The sequence below is a fragment of the Pseudomonas sp. GW821-FHT01E10 genome, assembly GCF_059422365.1.
Genome location: NZ_JBWKWT010000004.1, coordinates 84,913 through 102,061, shown reverse-complemented (window position 1 = coordinate 102,061; position 17,149 = coordinate 84,913). Strand labels below are relative to the sequence as shown.

The window sequence follows — 17,149 nt, the reverse complement described above, 5'->3', positions numbered from 1 at the left end:
CGCATCCACACGGTTGCCCAATGACGCGTAGAATCACCCCTTGAATCAAATCGTTGAGGTCGCAGTGGTGGATTTACAGCAGGGCTTCGTCCTGACCCGGCATTGGCGCGATACCCCGGCCGGCACCGAAGTCGAGTTCTGGCTGGCGACCGATGCCGGTCCCCGGCGCATCCGCCTGCCGCATCAACCGTCGGTCGCGTTCATTCCACAGGCCATGCGCGAGCAAGCCGAAGCGGTGTTGCGCGGCGAAAAGAACGTTGAACTGCGGCCGTTGGCGCTGCTGGACTTCGAGCACCGCCCGGTGCTGGGCCTGTATTGCCAGCAGCACGGCCAGCTGATGCGCCTGGAAACCGCACTGCGCAAATCAGGCGTCGAGGTGTTTGAAGCCGACATCCGCCCGCCGGAACGCTACATGATGGAGCGGTTCATCACCGCGCCGGTTTTGTTCGGTGGCACGGCTGGCGCCGACGGCCTGCTGCTCGACGCGCAAATGAAACCCGCCCCCGGCTATCGGCCGAACCTGCGGCTGGTCTCGCTGGACATCGAAACCACCGCCCAGGGCGAGTTGTACTCCATCGCCCTGGAAGGCTGCGGCGAGCGTCAGGTGTATATGCTCGGGTCGCCCAATGGTGATGACAGTGGGGTGGATTTCCAGCTCGAATACTGCGATTCGCGAACCCTGCTGCTGAAAAAACTCAATGAGTGGTTCGCCCGGCATGACCCCGACGCCATCATCGGCTGGAACGTCGTGCAGTTCGACCTGCGCGTCCTGCACGAACATGCCCGGCGCCTGGCGGTGCCTTTGAAGCTGGGGCGTGGCGGCGAAGAAATGCAGTGGCGCGAGCACGGCAGCGGCAATCATTATTTCGCCTCGGCTGCCGGCCGGTTGATCATCGACGGCATCGAGTCGTTGCGCTCGGCCACCTGGAGCTTCCCCTCGTTCAGCCTTGAAAACGTCGCGCAAACCCTGTTGGGCGAGGGCAAGTCGATCGACAACCCGTACCAGCGCATGGATGAAATCAATCGCATGTTCACCGAGGACAAACCGGCCCTGGCCAAGTACAACCTCAAGGACTGCGAACTGGTGACGCGAATCTTCGCCAAGACCGAGTTGCTGACTTTCCTGCTGGAGCGCGCCAGCGTCACCGGATTGCCGGCGGATCGCAGCGGCGGCTCGGTAGCGGCGTTCACCCATTTGTACATGCCGTTGATGCACCGCCAGGGTTTCGTCGCACCGAACCTTGGCAATAAACCACCGCAGGCCAGCCCCGGCGGTTTTGTCATGGATTCGCAGCCGGGGTTATACGAGTCGGTGCTGGTGCTCGACTACAAAAGCCTCTATCCGTCGATCATCCGCACCTTCCTGATCGACCCGGTGGGCTTGATCGAGGGGCTCAAGCATCCTGACGACAGCGAGTCGGTGCCAGGCTTTCGCGGCGCACGTTTCTCACGGACCCGGCATTGCCTGCCGGCCATTGTCGCCCGAGTCGCCGAAGGCCGCGAAACCGCCAAGCGCGAACACAACGCGCCGCTGTCCCAGGCGCTGAAAATCATCATGAATGCGTTTTACGGTGTACTGGGTTCCAGCGGTTGTCGCTTCTTCGATACCCGGTTGGCTTCGTCCATCACCCTGCGCGGGCACGAGATCATGCTGCGTACCCGCCAACTCATCGAAGCTCAGGGCCACGCGGTGATCTACGGCGATACCGACTCGACTTTCGTCTGGCTGCGTCGCCCCCATGGTCAGGCCGAAGCCGCGCAGATCGGTCACGCGCTGGTGGACCACGTCAACCAATGGTGGCGCGAGCATGTGAAGCAGGAGTACGGGTTGGAAAGTGCCCTGGAGTTGCAGTTCGAAACCCACTACAAACGCTTTCTGATGCCGACCATTCGCGGTGCCGAGGAGGGCAGCAAGAAGCGCTATGCCGGATTGGTTACCCGTGCCGATGGCTCCGACGAGATGGTCTACAAAGGCCTGGAAACCGTGCGCACCGACTGGTCGCCGCTGGCCCGGCAATTCCAACAGGAGTTGTACCTGCGCATCTTCAACCGCAAGCCCTATCAGGATTACGTGCGTGACTATGTGCGCAAGACGTTGGCCGGTGAGTTCGATGAGCGCCTGATCTACCGCAAACGCCTGCGTCGGCCCCTCGATGACTATCAGCGCAATGTGCCGCCCCATGTGCGGGCCGCGCGGATCGCCGATGACTACAACGACCAACAGGGGCGGCCGCGGCAGTATCACAACGGCGGCTGGATCCGTTACGTGATCACGGTTGCTGGCCCCGAGCCGCTGGAAGTGCGCAGCACGCCGATCGACTACGACCATTACATCACCCGGCAGCTGCAACCGGTGGCGGATGCCATCCTGCCGTTCGTGGATGACGATTTCTCAACGCTGATTGGGGGGCAGCTGGGCCTGTTTTGAGTCCAGCAGCGACAGCGTCCAGTCATCCGGTATGCCGTGAAAGTACTGATCCAGCGCCTGATGGAACAGGCTGCCTTTTGGCGAAACCTGGGCGAACAGCGTCATCGATGAATGAAACTTGAGGTTGTCGGGGTGCCCGAAAATCTTGGTGATCGAACGTTGAGGAGCATCCAGCACCAATTGCGTGCAGGTGCGCAAGCGCGGCCCCAGCAACGGATGCTCGAGGTACGCCGCGGCCTCTTCACTGGAGCGAATGGCAAAGTAGCGGGACATTTCGCTGTCACCCAATCCGGCAAACTGCGGAAAGATGAACCACATCCAGTGTCGGCGCTTTTGGCCGGCGCGCAGTTCATCCTGAACCCACTCGAACACAGGATCCTGCGCCTGGACGAAGCGTGGCAAATTGAAAGAGTCGAGCTGATCGGTACTTCTCATGCCGATGCCCTCTGATAGATCCGCGATGGCTCAGACCATGGCCAACCGCTGCTTGCGTTGTGGCGCGCGAAACGCTTGGTCCAGCGCCTCCAGATCCCCAGCCTCCAGACGCAATTGCGCCGCTTGTGCGTTGAGCCGCACATGCTCGGGGTGGACCGCTTTGGGGATGGCGATCACTCCGTTCTGACGCAGAATCCATGCCAGCGCTACCTGCGCGGGTGTCGCCTCGTGACGGGCGGCAACTTGTTTGAGTATTGGATTGGCCAGCATGTGTCCGCCCTGGCCGATCGGACAGTAGGCCATCACCGGCATCTTTTGCCGTTGGCTCCAGGGCAGCAGATCGAATTCGATGCCGCGCTCTTCCAGGTTATACAGCACCTGATTGGTGGCGCAGGCCGGTGAGGCCAGCTCTTCCAGATCATCCAGATCGAAATTGGACACGCCCCAACGGCCAATCTTGCCGTCTTCGCGCAGGCGTTCGAAGGCCTCGACGGTTTCCTCAAGGGGATACTCGCCGCGCCAGTGCAACAGATAAAGATCGATGTAATCGGTATTCAACCGCCGCAGGCTGCGTTCACAAGCCTGGGGGATGCCTCTGCGGCTGGCGTTGTGAGGGTAGACCTTACTCACCAGGAAAACCTGGTCGCGCAGGCCTGTGATGGCTTCACCCACCACCTCTTCGGCGCCCCCTTCAGCGTACATCTCAGCGGTGTCGATCAGGGTCATGCCCAACTCGATACCCAGGCGCAGCGCTGCAACTTCCCTGGTGTGTCGGGAGCGTTCCTCTCCCATGTGCCAGGTGCCTTGGCCGATGACCGGCACAGGGCGGCCGGCCAGCTCAAGAGTCCGCATGAATCCTCCTTGTCGAAGTCCGATCGATACTACAGTTGGCAGCAAAATAGCAGGGTGGTTCCGTCGTCATCATGAAAGATCGCAGCCTGCGGCAGCTCCTGCGAGGGCGGGGCACACCCGCGATATCACGGGTGTATCCAGCCCCCTGGAGCTGCCGAAAGCTGCGATCTTTTGATCTACCGGGCGGAGAACCTGAACACGGTGGTCTGGGCATAGGTCTTGCCCGGATCCAGCCGCGTGGACGGGAAGCTCGGCTGGTTCGGCGAGTCCGGATAATGCTGGGTTTCCAGAGTAAAGGCACCCCAATGCGGGTAAATCTTGCCGGCCTTGCCCTTGACCGAGCCGTCGAGGAAGTTGCTGGTGTAGAACTGTACGCCAGGTTCGGTGGTGTAGAGCTGCAAGCGACGGCCGGATTGCGGATCGCTGACATCGGCGGCGAGTTTGCCCAGGTCACCCTTGGCGTCCAGCACCCAGTTGAAGTCAAAACCGCCTTGTTTCGGTTCGGCGAATTTCAACTGTGGGTGATCGGCCTTGATGTGTTGACCGATGGCGGTCGGTTGAGTGAAGTCCATGGGCGTGCCGGCGACCGGGGCCAGTTCACCGGTGGGGATCAGTTTGCCGGTGACTGGCGTGTAATGGGCGGCGTGCAAGGTCGCCAGCTGCTTCAGCACATCGCCGTTACCCGCGCCGGCCAGGTTGAAATAGCTGTGGTTGGTCAGGTTCAGCACCGTGGGCTTATCGGTGCTGGCCTTGTAGTCGATGCGCAGCTCATTGTTCTCGGTGAGGCTGTAGGTGACCTCGGTTTTCAGGTTGCCGGGGAAACCCATTTCGCCATCCGACGACAGGTACGTCAGCGTCACGCCCACCGAATCCTTGCCCTTGCTCGGTTCGGCTTTCCACACCCGCTTGTCGAAACCTTGGGCCCCGCCGTGCAGCGAATTGCTGCCGTCGTTGAGCGGCACTTGAAAGCGCTTGCCATCCAGCTCGAAGGCGCCGTTGGCCAGGCGATTGCCGAAGCGGCCAATGGTCGCGCCGAAAAACGCCGTGCCACTTTGATAACCCTGCACGTCGTCGAAACCGAGCACCACATCGTCAAGCTTGCCGTTTTTATCCGGCACTTTCAGCGACTGGAGAATCCCGCCGTAAGTAATGACCGTGGCCTGCAGGCCATGGCTGTTGCGCAAAATGTATTGCTCGACGGGCGTGCCGTCATTGGTTTTGCCGAAGGCTTTTTGTTCGCTGGACAAACCAGTGGCGTGAGCGGAGAGGGTGGCGATCATCAGGGACAGTCCGAGGCCGGAGAGCAGGTGTCGGGATTGAAGCATGGTTGACCTTCCTTTTTGTTGTTTTTAAGAAGTAGTCATACTAATGATCGTGTTTAAGTGCGATCAAGGAAGGATTTATAGCTTATGTCTTGAACATTGCAATTAAAAGTATGACTAATAAGAGATCGCTTTCATGGTGACCAGAGCTTACGGACCACCGGCACTGCACTTTTTCAGCTTTCACGGTTCTATCCTTGGCCAGCCCGCGGCGATCCCCACTGCCGGCCCATGCCCAAGTTCAAGAACCCATGGCTCGAGTTTTACCCCGTTTTACCCTGCACATTCGCCGTCATTGCTTGCTGCTGATTAGCCTGTCGATGCTCCTCGCCAGTGGTTGCAGCCATCAGCCGGGCAACGATGTCATCAGCCAGTTTCGCGATGGCAAACCCCAGGAACTCCTCCAGACCAGCGTCGACCGCATGGCGACCCTGACGATGCGCGACAACCTCGAAAGCCTCTACCTGCTGATGAACAAGCTCTACCTGCGCAACCCGCAGGAGCTGAAAAAATCTGGCTTCCTCGATGTCGGCACCGCAGAAAAACAGGTGCGCATGGCCATCGAACAGCAAGAGCCGCTGCCCACCCTCGGCGGCAAAAAAGACCTCGCGGCGCTGAGCTTCGCCATGAGCCCGGAATTCCTCGGTGACCGGGTCGGCGCATTCATCTATGCGATTGGCAGCATGCTGGTGACGGCCCATGGCAATCGGCTGGAGTTCTACATGACGGATGCGCTCAACCCGACCTTCGTCAGCAATGCCGCGCGCAACATCGAAAAAGCCACCTGGATCTTGAGCCAGCGGCAAAACAGGCAAGGCGAGCCTTTGCTGTTCTCCAACGAAATTTCGGAGGAGGGCAGCAACCTGAGTTTTGCCGTGGAGTTCGGCAAAATCGTCGCGCGACTGGACCTGCTGACCCAGATGCTCGATGAGCGGTACCGGCGGATCGGCCTGAACTACGCCCAGAGTCTGCTGTTCCTGAATTTTTTGCCGGTGCAGTGAGATGTCGGATAAAGCGCAATTCTTGTGGGGTTGGTATTGAGTGGGGAGTCGCTGTTTCAAATCGGTGAATTGGCATAACGATAGACCGCATCGATATATGTGGTTATAAGAAAAATCGCTATGCTGCTGACCGGTTTGTTTCCTGCGAATTTCTGGGCGTATTAATGGATTTCGGTAATTTCGGGTTGGTCGTAGCGGGTCTGGTGGTCGGCTTTATTGTCGGCATGACCGGTGTTGGGGGCGGTTCGTTGATGACGCCAATCCTGCTGTGGTTCGGCGTTAACCCGGCCACGGCGGTGGGCACGGATTTGCTGTACGCGGCCATTACCAAATCCAGTGGTGTGCTGGTTCATCGCAAGAACAAGAACATCGACTGGGCAATCACTGGTTGGCTGACCCTCGGCAGCGTGCCGGCGGTAGCCCTGACGCTGTGGTTCCTGAGCACTTTGCAGACCTCGCCCGAGGCGATGAACGCCGTCATCAAACAGGCGCTGGGCTTCGTATTGTTCGCCACGGCGCTGGCGATTTTCTTCAAGAAACGCTTGCTCGATTTCGCTCACAAACGGGCGGGCGGTCACTACAACCCCAGCGGTTCCCGGTTGAATGCACTGACCGTGATCACCGGTCTGGTGCTAGGCACCATGGTGGCCCTGACCTCCATCGGCGCTGGCGCCCTGGGCACCGTTGCGCTGTTCATTCTGTATCCGCTGCTGCCCACTCGTCGCCTGGTCGGCACCGAAATCGCCCACGCGGTGCCCCTGACCCTGGTCGCCGGCCTGGGCCACGCGAGCATGGGCAATATGGATTGGCACGTCCTGGGCTTCTTGCTGGTCGGTTCGCTGCCAGGGATTTACCTGGGCAGCCATTTGACCGGGCGCATCTCCGACGAACTGCTGCGTCCGTGCCTGGCCACGATGCTGGTGCTGATCGGCTATAAACTGGCGTTCTGATCCGATACCGCTTCCCGAGTAAAAATCTCCAGCAGATGCCCGTCCGGGTCATCGAAATACACCCGCCGGCCACCGGCGTAATCGTTGATCTCGTTGGGCCGCTGCTTACCGGGGTCGGCCCACCACGGCTGCTTGATCGCCTGCAGGCGAGCGAAGGCCGCATCGAAGTCGTCGTCTCCAATCAAGAACGCATAGTGCTGGGACGCGATGGGCGGGTCGTTGTTGTAGAAATCCAGCGACACCCCGTTATCAAACTTGACCACCAGCATCGGCCCGAACGGCTCGGGATCGGGCAGGCCGAGGAGGTCGGTCAGGTAGCGTGCCGAAACCTGTTTGTCACGGCACCAGACGATGGTGTGGTTCAGCTGAGCGCTCATGGATAAACCCTCACGATGAATCAGCTATGAGATTAGCTCAGGCTGTTGCGCAATGACCGCCCTGACCTAAGCTTGGGCAAGGCGGAACACAATCGCGGTGCATCGCCCGGAACGATCACCGCGATGCGCAATCATTAGAGCGTGGATATCAAAAGGAGATGCGCATGCTCATCAGGTCTTTGACCCTGGCTACCCTGTTGGCTTTCGTCGGTCCTTCATTTGCCGCCGATGACGATTCCCCTCTGGTTAAAGACGTGGGCCGGGCTCGTCCCCTGATAGTCATCGCGCCCAGTTCGGTGGACCCGGTTTGGCTCAACCTGAAAAAGTCACTGGACGACTCTGCCAACCGCAAAGGCTTCACCGATCGAAACATGGTGCTGTACACCGTGATCAATACGATGGGCCAACGGGACGGCAAAGACCTCGACCCGCAATCGACGATGGCGTTGATCCGCTCACTCAAGCTGGGCGCCGGGGCGAAGAGCAAAATCATCCTGATCGGCAAGGATGGCGAAAAGAAGCTTGAGCAGTCGGATGCGGTCGAGTTGAAAGAGATATTCAACACCGTCGACCAGCTGCCGACGGCCGAGAAGGAAGCAACAGTACCGGTGCCAGCGCCGGTGGCTGAAGTCGCACCGGTCAAAGGTGCTAAAGGCACCAAAGGCAAACCGGCGAAGCCCGCCAAGCCGGCTGAGCAGCCGGATGATTGAATTGAGCTGAGTAGTGGTGAGAAGGCTTACCCCAATGGGCGACCCGACAGGTCGCCCATTTTGTTTGCCAACGGAAATCCGAAACTTGGTGATCCATTGTGGCGAGGGAGCTTGCTCCCGTTCGGCTGCGCAGCAGTCGTAAACCCTGCACCCTAGGCCTATCTGATGTACCGCGGTGACTGGTTTGGGGCCGCTGCGCAGCCCAGCGGGAGCAAGCTCCCTCGCCACAGGTTCTGTGCCAATCCGGCCAATGATTTCCAGGCTCGGCAGCTGCTACGGAATTGGGGCGTCCTAGGACGTTAAGTCTGCGCCTTCGTTTGCGTCGGACATTTCCTGCAAGACGTAGCGCATTCCATGAACTATCGCCCCGTCGACTGCCCGGATAACCTTCTTCTGCCGCTGCAAAATCAGTGGTCGGATGTGGAAGTCCGTGGTCAGAGATACTTTCCAACGCTTGTAAAGCGCATGGCGACATTTTTTATGTCAACATTGCCGCGTTATGGCGGCTGTGCGCGGGAGCACCTTCGGGTGCGCCGGGTTTTGGTGAGTTTCCCTGGTCTTCCACACCTGCGTACAGCTGCCACCCTCATGTGGAAGTGAGATGGGTAGCTCCCCCTGAAACTCAACAGAGTACTTCCCATATGAAGAAACAAACGCCTAACCCTCCCGAAACCCAAGCCGATGATGATTCCCTAGATCCCGTCGAACTTTCCGAAGTGACCGAACCCGCCATCAGCGCTCGCTTACGTAACCCCAGGCGCGCCGACCCGATCAGCCACATCTTCACCATCGTCCCCGGTGTCCACACAGAAACCCTGCTAAGCCACGCCTGCGAAACCCTCGCGTCCCTGAATGTCCTGATCACCGATCTGGCCTGCAAGCTGGAAAGCTCCAACCGCAACGTGGCGCTGACGATTCAGCAGTTGGCGGTAGTCGCCGAATTGTTGGTGAACCGCGCACTGGACACTATCGATCCGCCCGAAGGCGCAACTGCAGTTCAGCCAGGCACTCAACATTGATCAGGGAGGTTCAGTTATGGCTCGATACATGCCGATAACGGGCATCGACTGCAAAATCCCGTCGTTGCTGATTGATACCGAAGCACCTGTGGATGTGTTGCATGACACGGCGGCCTACCGCATCAGAAGCGTGACTCAACTACTGGAAACCCTCTCCATCGGCGAGGGGATCAGCCGCGATGCATTGCTGTTGCAGGACTTCGCGCGGGTGCTGGCGATTCCGCTGCGCGACGGCTGTGATTTGATGGATGTGATCGGGCGACGATTGCAGGCACAGATTTAAATGCAGTAACGAAAATGGGCGACCTCAACAGGTCGCCCATTTTGTTTACCAACGGAAATCTGAAACTTGGTGATCCATTGTGGCGAGGGAGCTTGCTCCCGTTCGGCTGCGTAGCAGTCGTAAACCCTGCACCCTAGGCCTATCTGATGTACCGCGGTGACTGGTTTGGGGCCGCTGCGCAGCCCAGCGGGAGCAAGCTCCCTCGCCACAGGTTCTGTGCCAATCCGGCCAATTATTTCCAGGCTCGGCAGCTGCTACGGGGCGTCGCCCTCGGCTATTTGGTCAGCGCACTCAGAATCTGGTAGGCGATTTTGATCCGCTCCGGGTTCGGGTAGTTTTTGTTGGCCAGGATCACGATGCCGATGTCCTTCGCCGGGATAAAAGCGACGTAGGCGCCAAAGCCGCCGGTTGAGCCGGTTTTGTTGATCAGCACGGTGTCGCGTTGAGGTTGTGGCGGGGTCAGCCACCGGACTTCATGGGCCTCAAGCGCCATCTGCGACGAGTTGCCGGCCAGTAGGGTGTCGAGCGTCACCGGGTAGTTGTAGAGCTCCCATCCCAACCCTTGAGTCATCTCGCCAACCCGGTAATACCCGGTGTGAGTGCTGGCGATGGCTTGCTGCAAAGGCTTTTCCAGCGACGCGGGATTCATGTTCGCCTCAACATAGCGAAGCAGGTCCGCGGCGCTGGTTTTCACGCCGTACGCTTCGGAATCCAGCGCACCCGGCTCGACCCGCACAGGCTTGTCATCCTTGCTGTAACCCTGGGCGTAAAGCGCCATCTGATCCTGCGGCACCTTGAGGTAGCTGTGCTTGAGGCCGAGTTTCGGCAGCAAGGTTTTCTCCATCAGCTCATCGAACGGCGCCCCCATGCTCTGGGCTGCCAGATAACCGAACAGCCCGAGGCTGGGGTTTGAATACTGGCGATGAGTGCCGGCGGCGTAGGTCGGTTTCCACTGCTTGAAATAGCCGAGCATCTTGTCCTGACGGTCTGCCTCGCCAGGGAATTGCAGGGGCAGGCCGCCGGCGGTGTAGGTGCCGAGTTGCAGCACGCTGATGTTATCGAACGCGCTGCCGCGCAAGGCCGGGAGTACCTGGCTGGCGTTGTCCGACAAGGACAGTTTGCCGCTCGCCTGGGCATAGGCGGCGAGGGTGGCGGTGAAGGTTTTGCTCACCGAACCGATCTCGAACAGGGTGTTTTCGGTGACGGCTTTACCGTTTTCTTTCGAGGCCACGCCGTAGTTAAAGTAATGCGGCTGACCATGGACGGTGATTGCGATCGCGAGGCCGGGGATCTTCTGTTGCTGCATCACCGGTTCGATGGCGGCTTTAACGATGGTTTCGATGCGCTCGTCAGCAAAGCTGTGGCTGGCACCGAGGAGAAGTGCGAAAGCGCTGTAGGATATGAGTTTCTTCTGATTTTTTTTACGCATGATTGAGACGCTGTCCATGATTGTTCGTGGTGTTAACCGCTACACTCCGAGCGGTTTTTAAAGGCGGTCCGCTGTTGGGCGAGCCAAATCTAGGCAGTTTGGCGAAGACCGGCAAACGACGATATTTCGGATGAGCCATTAGAAAATTTTGGGGGCTGGCATGATTCGACCTCATTTGCCGCTGAATGCGTTGCGTGCTTTCGAGGCTTCGGCGCGCCATTTGAGTTTCACCCGGGCGGCCGTGGAGTTGTGCGTCACGCAGGCGGCGGTGAGCCATCAGGTCAAAAGTCTTGAAGCCCAGCTTAACGTGACTTTGTTCAAACGCCTGCCCCGCGGCCTGATGCTGACCAGCGAAGGTGAAACCCTGCTGCCGGTATTGCGCGAATCCTTCGACCGGATTGCCGAAACCCTGGAGCGTTTCGAGGGTGGGCATTTTCGTGAAGTGTTGACGGTGGGCGCCGTGGGGACGTTCGCGGTCGGTTGGCTGTTGCCGCGATTGGCGGATTTTCAGAAGAAACATCCGTACATAGATTTGCGCCTGTCGACCAATAACAACCGGGTGGATGTGGCCGCTGAAGGCCTGGATTACGCCATCCGCTTTGGCGCGGGGGCGTGGCATGGGATTGAAGCGGTGCGGTTGATCGAGGCACCACTGTCGGTGCTCTGTGTGCCGGAGATCGCCCGGCAATTGCAGGCGCCAGAGGATCTGTTGCAGCAAACGCTGTTGCGCTCCTATCGCACGGATGAGTGGCCGGAGTGGTTTCAGGCGACCGGTCTTTCGGCCCATGCCGTGCTGCCCCGGAGCATCGTCTTCGATTCCTCGCTGGCGATGATGGAGGCTGCGTTGCAAGGTGCAGGTGTGGCATTGGCGCCACCGCTGATGTTTGCCCGGCAACTGGCGGCGGGCGCAATCGAGCAACCGTTCGCCATCGGGATCACCACCGGCAGCTACTGGCTGACCCGCTTGCAGTCGCGTCCCGAAACGTCGGCGATGGCTGCGTTCCGGGGCTGGCTGCTGCAAACGGCCCAGATGAAATAGTGGAAACACCACTCCTTGTGGGAGCGGTGTTTCCAGAGGTTTAGCGCACCAGGCACGGCCGCTTGTTATCGAACTTCCATCCCGGAATCAGAAACTGCATCGCCACGCTGTCATCCCGCGCGCCGAGCCCCATGCCTTGGTACAGCTCATGGGCCTTGGCCAGTTGATCCATGTCCAGCTCAACCCCCAGGCCAGGTTTTTTCGGTACTTGCACGCAGCCGTCGACGATTTGCAGCGGTAACTGGGTCAGGCGCTGGCCGTCCTGCCAGATCCAGTGGGTGTCGATGGCTGTGATCTCGCCCGGCGCGGCGGCCGCGACGTGGGTGAACATGGCCAGGGAAATATCGAAGTGGTTGTTGGAATGCGAGCCCCAGGTCAGGCCCCACTCGTGACACATCTGTGCTACCCGCACCGAGCCCTGCATGGTCCAGAAGTGCGGGTCCGCCAAAGGAATGTCCACCGACTGTAGCTGGATCGCGTGGCCCATTTCCCGCCAGTCGGTGGCGATCATGTTGGTCGCGGTTTTCAGGCCCGTGGCACGACGAAATTCAGCCATGACTTCGCGGCCCGAGTAACCGTTTTCCGCCCCGCAGGGGTCTTCGGCATAAGCCAGAACATGATGCTGATCACGGCACAGGCGGATCGCTTCCTTGAGCGACCAGGCGCCATTCGGATCGAGGGTAATGCGCGCATCGGGAAAGCGCTCGGCGAGGGCCGTGACCGCTTCGATTTCCTCGTCGCCGCTCAACACGCCGCCCTTGAGTTTGAAGTCCTTGAAGCCATAGCGGGCGTGAGCGGCGACCGCCAGGCGCACCACGGCGTCGGCGCTCATGGCTTTTTCGTGACGTACGCGGAACCAGTCATTGTCGGCATCCGGTTCATCGCGATAAGCCAGATCGGTTTCGTTGCGATCACCGACGTAAAACAGGTAGCCGAGCATCTTCACTTCATCACGCTGCTGGCCTTCGCCGAGCAAAGCGGCGACCGGCACGTCCAGGTGCTGGCCAAGCAAGTCGAGCAGGGCCGCTTCCAGGCCGGTGACCGCGTGAATGGTGATGCGCAGGTCGAACGTTTGTAAACCGCGACCGCCGGCATCGCGATCGGCGAAGGTCTGGCGCACTTGATTGAGGATCTTCTGGTAGGTGCCGATCGGGCTGCCGACCACCAGTGCGCGCGCGTCTTCCAGGGTCTGGCGAATGCGCTCGCCACCGGGTACTTCGCCGACGCCGGTGTGACCGGCGTTGTCCTTGAGGATCACGATATTGCGGGTGAAGAACGGGCCATGGGCGCCGCTCAGGTTGAGCAGCATGCCATCGTGGCCGGCCACCGGCACAACCTGCATGCTGGTGATGATCGGGGCTTTTGCGGCTTCTTGTGGGTTCATTTTTTTGTCCTTTCAACCAATATTCAAGCGTGATTCGGCGCTGGTTTGCCCAGTGCAACGGCCGGTGCGGGTTTCGGTTTATTGCGCGCGGCGAAGACGATGATCGCGGCGATGATCGAGGTGGCGGCCAGGCCGTAGAGCCCGCCCTGGATTGAACCGGTGTGCTCTTCCAGCAAACCGAAGGTGGTCGGCGCCACGAAGCCGCCGAGGTTGCCCACCGAGTTGATCAGCGCGATCACGCCGGCAGCGATCCGCGCATCCAGGTACGCCTGGGGAATCGGCCAGAACAGCGACGAAGCCGATTTGAAACCCAATGCGGCGAAGCAGATCGCAACGAAGGCGAAGATCGGCCCGCCGGTGGTGGACATGAACATTCCCGCCGCAGCGATCAGCAGGGCAGTGGCGACCCAGGCTTGCTGGTGCTTCCATTTGCCCGACAGCGAGGCAAAGGCGTACATGCCGACGATCGACAGCAACCACGGAATCGAGTTGAACAAGCCGACCTGGATGTCGCTCAGGTCGCCCATTTTCTTGATGATGCTCGGTAGCCAGAAGGTCGCGGCATAGATGGTCAATTGAATGAAGAAGTAGATCAGGCAGAACAGGATGATCTGGCGGTCCTTGAGCAGTGTGCCCAGCGACGGTTTGATCGGCGTCGCGGCTTCGCGGGCCAGTTGTTCGTCATCGATGGCTTTGACCAGCGCGTCCTGTTCAGCCAGGGTCAGCCATTTGGCGTCGTGGGGTTTGGAGTCCAGCCAGCACCAGACGAACACGCACAACCCGACCGAGAACATGCCCTCGATGAAGTACATCCACTGCCAGCCGTGCATGCCCCAACCGTTGATTTGCAGCAGCAGCCCCGACAGCGGGCCGGAGATCAGCGAAGCAATCGCCGAGCCGCTGAGGAAGATCGCAATCGCCTTGCCGCGTTCCACACCGGGCAACCAGCGGGTGAAGTAATAGATCACCCCGGGAAAGAACCCGGCTTCAGCCACGCCGAGCAGAAAACGCAGGATGTAGAAGTGGGTTTCGTTCTGGATGAACGCCATGCAGGCGGCCACCAGGCCCCAAGTCAGCATGATGCGGGTCAGCCAGATTCGCGCGCCGACTTTTTGCAGGAGGATGTTGGAGGGCACTTCGAACAGCGCGTACCCGATGAAGAACAGACCGGCCCCGAGGCCGTAGGCGGCAGCGCCAATCCCTAAGTCATGTTCCATGTGGGCGCGGACGAAGCCGATGTTCACCCGGTCGATGTAGTTGACGATGAACATGATCACGAACAGCGGCAGGACGTGGCGTTTCACTTTCGAGATGGCGGACTTCAGGACCGAATCGGCGCCATCGTTCATCCCGGATATGGATGTATTCACTTCGTTTTCTCCCACTCGTTATTTTTATGCGGGGTGTGGCTGGGTATTGCGATGTTGATAGACATCATACAACTGAATTTTTCGATTCGACAAGCACTGTAGTCCAATAAAATGGCTATTTGTCGGATGATTTCTATGCTTTTTTGGGTCGGGTGTGGGGTTGTGATGGTGTTCGAATGGTGAATTTGTTGAGTGTTGTCATACAAGTTTGAGGCTGTTTTCTGGGGATTCCAATCGATTCCGGTGCTACGATCCGGATAGCCCTGCCTTACGGATAATCACCATGCAAGAAGACATCGACGCACCCGCCCGCAAGCGCGCTCACAACCTGGCCCATGATCTGGTGGCCAAGCTGACCCAGAGCATTTTGCTCGGCCAGATGCTGCCGGGGGACAAGCTGCCTTCGGAGAATTCGATTGTTCAGGAGCATGGGGTCAGCCGTACGGTGGTGCGCGAGGCGATTTCGAAATTGCAGGCTTCAGGGCTGGTGGAAACCCGTCACGGCATCGGCACCTTTGTCATCGAGCGTGCGCCGGAGCAGGGGTTGCGGCTGAATGTCGATACCGCGCTGGGGGTGCGCAGCATTCTGGAGTTGCGCATGGGCCTGGAAACCCAGGCCGCCGCGCTGGCAGCGGTGCGTCGTACCGATCAGCAATTGGCGCAGATGCGTGAAGCGCTGGATGACTATCAAAGTTTGCTGGCCAACAACGACAGCTGCGTCGAGGCCGACAAACGTTTCCACCTGCTGATCGCCGAAGCCACCGGCAATGTATGCTTCACAGAGATCATGCAGCACTTGGGCAATGCGATGATTCCCCGCACCCGCGTCAATGCCGCCGAGCGCGGGTCAGCGGATTTGAGCAAGCTGGGGCAACTCGCCAACCTTGAACACGAGGCGATTCTCAACGCCATCAAGCGCCAGGATCCGGATGCGGCGCGGGCAGCCATGTGGTTGCACCTGACCAACAGCCGCGACCGCTTTTCGGCGGGCGGCAGCTGATTCGTCAGTGCGTAGGAGCGAGCAGTGCGGCGATCCGACTTGTCCGCGAAGAATACACCGCGTTTTTTCAGGTATTACGCGTCATCGTTCTTCGCGGGCAAGCCTCGCTCCTACAGGGGCGCTATATCGCGCATCAGCAATCCATAACGCAAATCCACCGCATCCGGAATCGGCAAATACACCGTGTGCCCATCCCCAGGCGCCACTTCAATCGCCTCGCCCCTGAGGTTCTGCAGTTGATGCAGGTCGAAGTGGAAGTTGCCCTTGGGCGTCATCAGTTCCATGTGATCGCCCAGGCCAAAACGATTCTTCACCCGTACCTCGGCCAGCCGGTCGCGGCGTTCGCCGGTCAACTCCCCAACGAACTGTTGGCGCTCTGAAACCGAGCTGCCGTTCTGGTAGTTCTGGTATTCGTCATGCACGTGCCGGCGTAGAAAACCTTCGGTGTAGCCGCGCTGAGCGAGGGACTCCAGATCAGTCATCAAGCTGCGATCGAACACTCGGCCAGCCACCGCATCGTCGATCGCGCGGCGGTAAACCTGGGTGGTGCGCGCGCAATAGAAATGCGATTTGGTCCGGCCTTCGATCTTCAGTGAATGCACGCCCATCTGTGTCAGGCGCTCGACGTGCTGGACGGCGCGCAGGTCCTTGGCGTTCATGATGTAGGTGCCGTGTTCATCCTCGAACGCCGGCATCAGTTCGCCGGGGCGATTGGCCTCTTGCAACAGGAACACCTGATCGGTCGGCGTGCCGAGGCCCAGGGTCGGTTCGGGAGAGTGGTGCTGGACGATTTCACCCAGTTGATTTTCGCTGGCCGGTGTCGCCGAGTATTTCCAGCGACAGGCATTGGTGCAGCTGCCCTGATTGGCGTCACGCTTGTTCATGTAGCCCGACAACAGGCAGCGCCCGGAATAGGCCATGCACAATGCGCCGTGCACAAACACTTCCAGCTCCATCGCCGGGACGTGCTGGCGGATTTCGGCGATTTCTTCCAGCGACAGTTCGCGGGACAGGATGATCCGGCTCAAGCCCTGTTGCTGCCAGAACTCGACGCTGGCCCAGTTCACCGTGTTGGCTTGCACCGACAGGTGGATCGGCATCTGCGGGAAGTGCCGGCGCACCAGCATGATCAGGCCGGGATCGGACATGATCAGCGCGTCCGGCGCCATGCCGATCACCGGTTCCAGATCCTTGAGGAACGTTTTCAGCTTGGCGTTGTGCGGGGCGATATTGACCACCACATAAAAACGCTTGCCCTGAGCCTGGGCCTCGGCGATGCCGAGCGCGAGGTTGGCGTGATCGAATTCGTTATTGCGCACTCGCAGGCTGTAGCGCGGTTGGCCAGCGTATACCGCATCGGCACCGTAGGCGAAGGCATAACGCATGTTTTTCAGGGTGCCGGCAGGGGCGAGCAGTTCCGGGGGGATGAGTGGCATGGCGCAAGTCATGGCAGTGTCGATCGCAAAAGCCGGCAAGGGTAAGCGGCCTGCACGCGGGGTTTATTGATCTGGATCTATGCTTGACCAACAAACAGATGGCACTCGCGCCAA

The 17,149-nt window shown here is 59.5% G+C and carries 16 protein-coding genes; 8 read left to right on the top strand and 8 right to left on the bottom strand.

From position 1 onward, the window contains the following. The first annotated feature begins 67 nt into the window (after nucleotides 1-67). On the top strand, nucleotides 68-2,428 hold the full coding sequence (locus AC07V0_RS09690) for a DNA polymerase II (protein WP_173861184.1): 2,361 nt from the start codon (nucleotides 68-70) through the stop codon (nucleotides 2,426-2,428). Here the strand turns inward: AC07V0_RS09690 and AC07V0_RS09685 are convergent. The 3 genes from AC07V0_RS09685 to AC07V0_RS09675 all read right to left on the bottom strand — a co-directional run bounded on the left by AC07V0_RS09685 (nucleotide 2,393) and on the right by AC07V0_RS09675 (nucleotide 5,040). Continuing rightward, complete coding sequence (locus tag AC07V0_RS09685; protein WP_018925394.1) at nucleotides 2,393-2,863, bottom strand: DUF1810 domain-containing protein; 471 nt, start codon at nucleotides 2,861-2,863, stop codon at nucleotides 2,393-2,395. The genes AC07V0_RS09690 and AC07V0_RS09685 overlap by 36 nt on opposite strands. 30 nt (nucleotides 2,864-2,893) lie before the next feature. Next, nucleotides 2,894-3,715, bottom strand: a complete 822-nt coding sequence (locus AC07V0_RS09680) for an aldo/keto reductase (RefSeq protein ID WP_064618935.1) — start codon at nucleotides 3,713-3,715, stop codon at nucleotides 2,894-2,896. Nucleotides 3,716-3,891: 176 nt separating this feature from the next. After that, nucleotides 3,892-5,040 carry an aldose epimerase family protein gene (locus AC07V0_RS09675; RefSeq protein WP_064618933.1) on the bottom strand — a complete coding sequence of 383 codons (1,149 nt, stop codon included), beginning with the start codon at nucleotides 5,038-5,040 and terminating at the stop codon, nucleotides 3,892-3,894. Between the two features lie 248 nt (nucleotides 5,041-5,288). Here AC07V0_RS09675 and AC07V0_RS09670 point away from each other — a divergent pair, with 248 nt between their 5' ends. Together AC07V0_RS09670 and AC07V0_RS09665 are read left to right on the top strand one after the other, a co-directional pair. Continuing rightward, nucleotides 5,289-6,038, top strand: coding sequence for a hypothetical protein (locus AC07V0_RS09670; RefSeq protein WP_018925397.1), 750 nt, complete (start codon nucleotides 5,289-5,291; stop codon nucleotides 6,036-6,038). A gap of 164 nt (nucleotides 6,039-6,202) precedes the next feature. Further along, nucleotides 6,203-6,988, top strand: a complete 786-nt coding sequence (locus AC07V0_RS09665; RefSeq protein ID WP_018925398.1) for a sulfite exporter TauE/SafE family protein — start codon at nucleotides 6,203-6,205, stop codon at nucleotides 6,986-6,988. Here AC07V0_RS09665 and AC07V0_RS09660 read toward each other — a convergent pair. Then, on the bottom strand, nucleotides 6,970-7,365 hold the full coding sequence (locus AC07V0_RS09660) for a VOC family protein (protein WP_007939410.1): 396 nt from the start codon (nucleotides 7,363-7,365) through the stop codon (nucleotides 6,970-6,972). The genes AC07V0_RS09665 and AC07V0_RS09660 overlap by 19 nt on opposite strands. Nucleotides 7,366-7,529: 164 nt before the next feature. Here AC07V0_RS09660 and AC07V0_RS09655 point away from each other — a divergent pair, with 164 nt between their 5' ends. The 3 genes from AC07V0_RS09655 to AC07V0_RS09645 all read left to right on the top strand — a co-directional run bounded on the left by AC07V0_RS09655 (nucleotide 7,530) and on the right by AC07V0_RS09645 (nucleotide 9,377). After that, nucleotides 7,530-8,075 (top strand): DUF4174 domain-containing protein, encoded by a 546-nt coding sequence (locus AC07V0_RS09655; RefSeq protein WP_019579989.1) that lies wholly within the window; start codon nucleotides 7,530-7,532, stop codon nucleotides 8,073-8,075. Between the two features lie 641 nt (nucleotides 8,076-8,716). Further along, a complete protein-coding gene (locus AC07V0_RS09650; RefSeq protein WP_018930331.1) occupies nucleotides 8,717-9,094 on the top strand; it encodes a DUF6124 family protein in 378 nt (125 codons plus the stop codon). A 16-nt stretch (nucleotides 9,095-9,110) separates the two neighbouring features. Next, nucleotides 9,111-9,377, top strand: a complete 267-nt coding sequence (locus AC07V0_RS09645; RefSeq protein WP_007941174.1) for a hypothetical protein — start codon at nucleotides 9,111-9,113, stop codon at nucleotides 9,375-9,377. A gap of 274 nt (nucleotides 9,378-9,651) precedes the next feature. Here the strand turns inward: AC07V0_RS09645 and ampC are convergent, their stop codons facing one another. Next, nucleotides 9,652-10,806: a class C beta-lactamase gene (gene ampC / locus AC07V0_RS09640; protein WP_281253752.1), complete on the bottom strand. Its 1,155-nt coding sequence runs from the start codon at nucleotides 10,804-10,806 to the stop codon at nucleotides 9,652-9,654. Between the two features lie 160 nt (nucleotides 10,807-10,966). On the opposite strand from ampC, the gene AC07V0_RS09635 reads away from it, so the two are divergent. Continuing rightward, a complete protein-coding gene (locus tag AC07V0_RS09635; RefSeq protein WP_018925401.1) occupies nucleotides 10,967-11,845 on the top strand; it encodes a LysR family transcriptional regulator in 879 nt (292 codons plus the stop codon). 40 nt (nucleotides 11,846-11,885) lie between these two features. On the opposite strand, the gene gudD is transcribed toward AC07V0_RS09635, so the two are convergent. Both gudD and AC07V0_RS09625 read right to left on the bottom strand, forming a co-directional pair. Continuing rightward, nucleotides 11,886-13,229 (bottom strand): glucarate dehydratase, encoded by a 1,344-nt coding sequence (gene gudD, locus AC07V0_RS09630; protein ID WP_064618924.1) that lies wholly within the window; start codon nucleotides 13,227-13,229, stop codon nucleotides 11,886-11,888. A 23-nt stretch (nucleotides 13,230-13,252) separates the two neighbouring features. Continuing rightward, the gene (locus tag AC07V0_RS09625) at nucleotides 13,253-14,599 is read right to left on the bottom strand and encodes an MFS transporter (protein ID WP_026286354.1); all 1,347 of its coding nucleotides are present in this window, start codon (nucleotides 14,597-14,599) and stop codon (nucleotides 13,253-13,255) included. A gap of 283 nt (nucleotides 14,600-14,882) precedes the next feature. Here AC07V0_RS09625 and AC07V0_RS09620 point away from each other — a divergent pair, with 283 nt between their 5' ends. Further along, the gene (locus AC07V0_RS09620; protein WP_007940425.1) at nucleotides 14,883-15,599 is read left to right on the top strand and encodes a FadR/GntR family transcriptional regulator; all 717 of its coding nucleotides are present in this window, start codon (nucleotides 14,883-14,885) and stop codon (nucleotides 15,597-15,599) included. 110 nt (nucleotides 15,600-15,709) lie between these two features. Here the strand turns inward: AC07V0_RS09620 and trhP are convergent, their stop codons facing one another. Next, nucleotides 15,710-17,035 carry a prephenate-dependent tRNA uridine(34) hydroxylase TrhP gene (gene trhP, locus AC07V0_RS09615; protein WP_064618918.1) on the bottom strand — a complete coding sequence of 442 codons (1,326 nt, stop codon included), beginning with the start codon at nucleotides 17,033-17,035 and terminating at the stop codon, nucleotides 15,710-15,712. Nucleotides 17,036-17,149 lie beyond the last annotated feature (114 nt).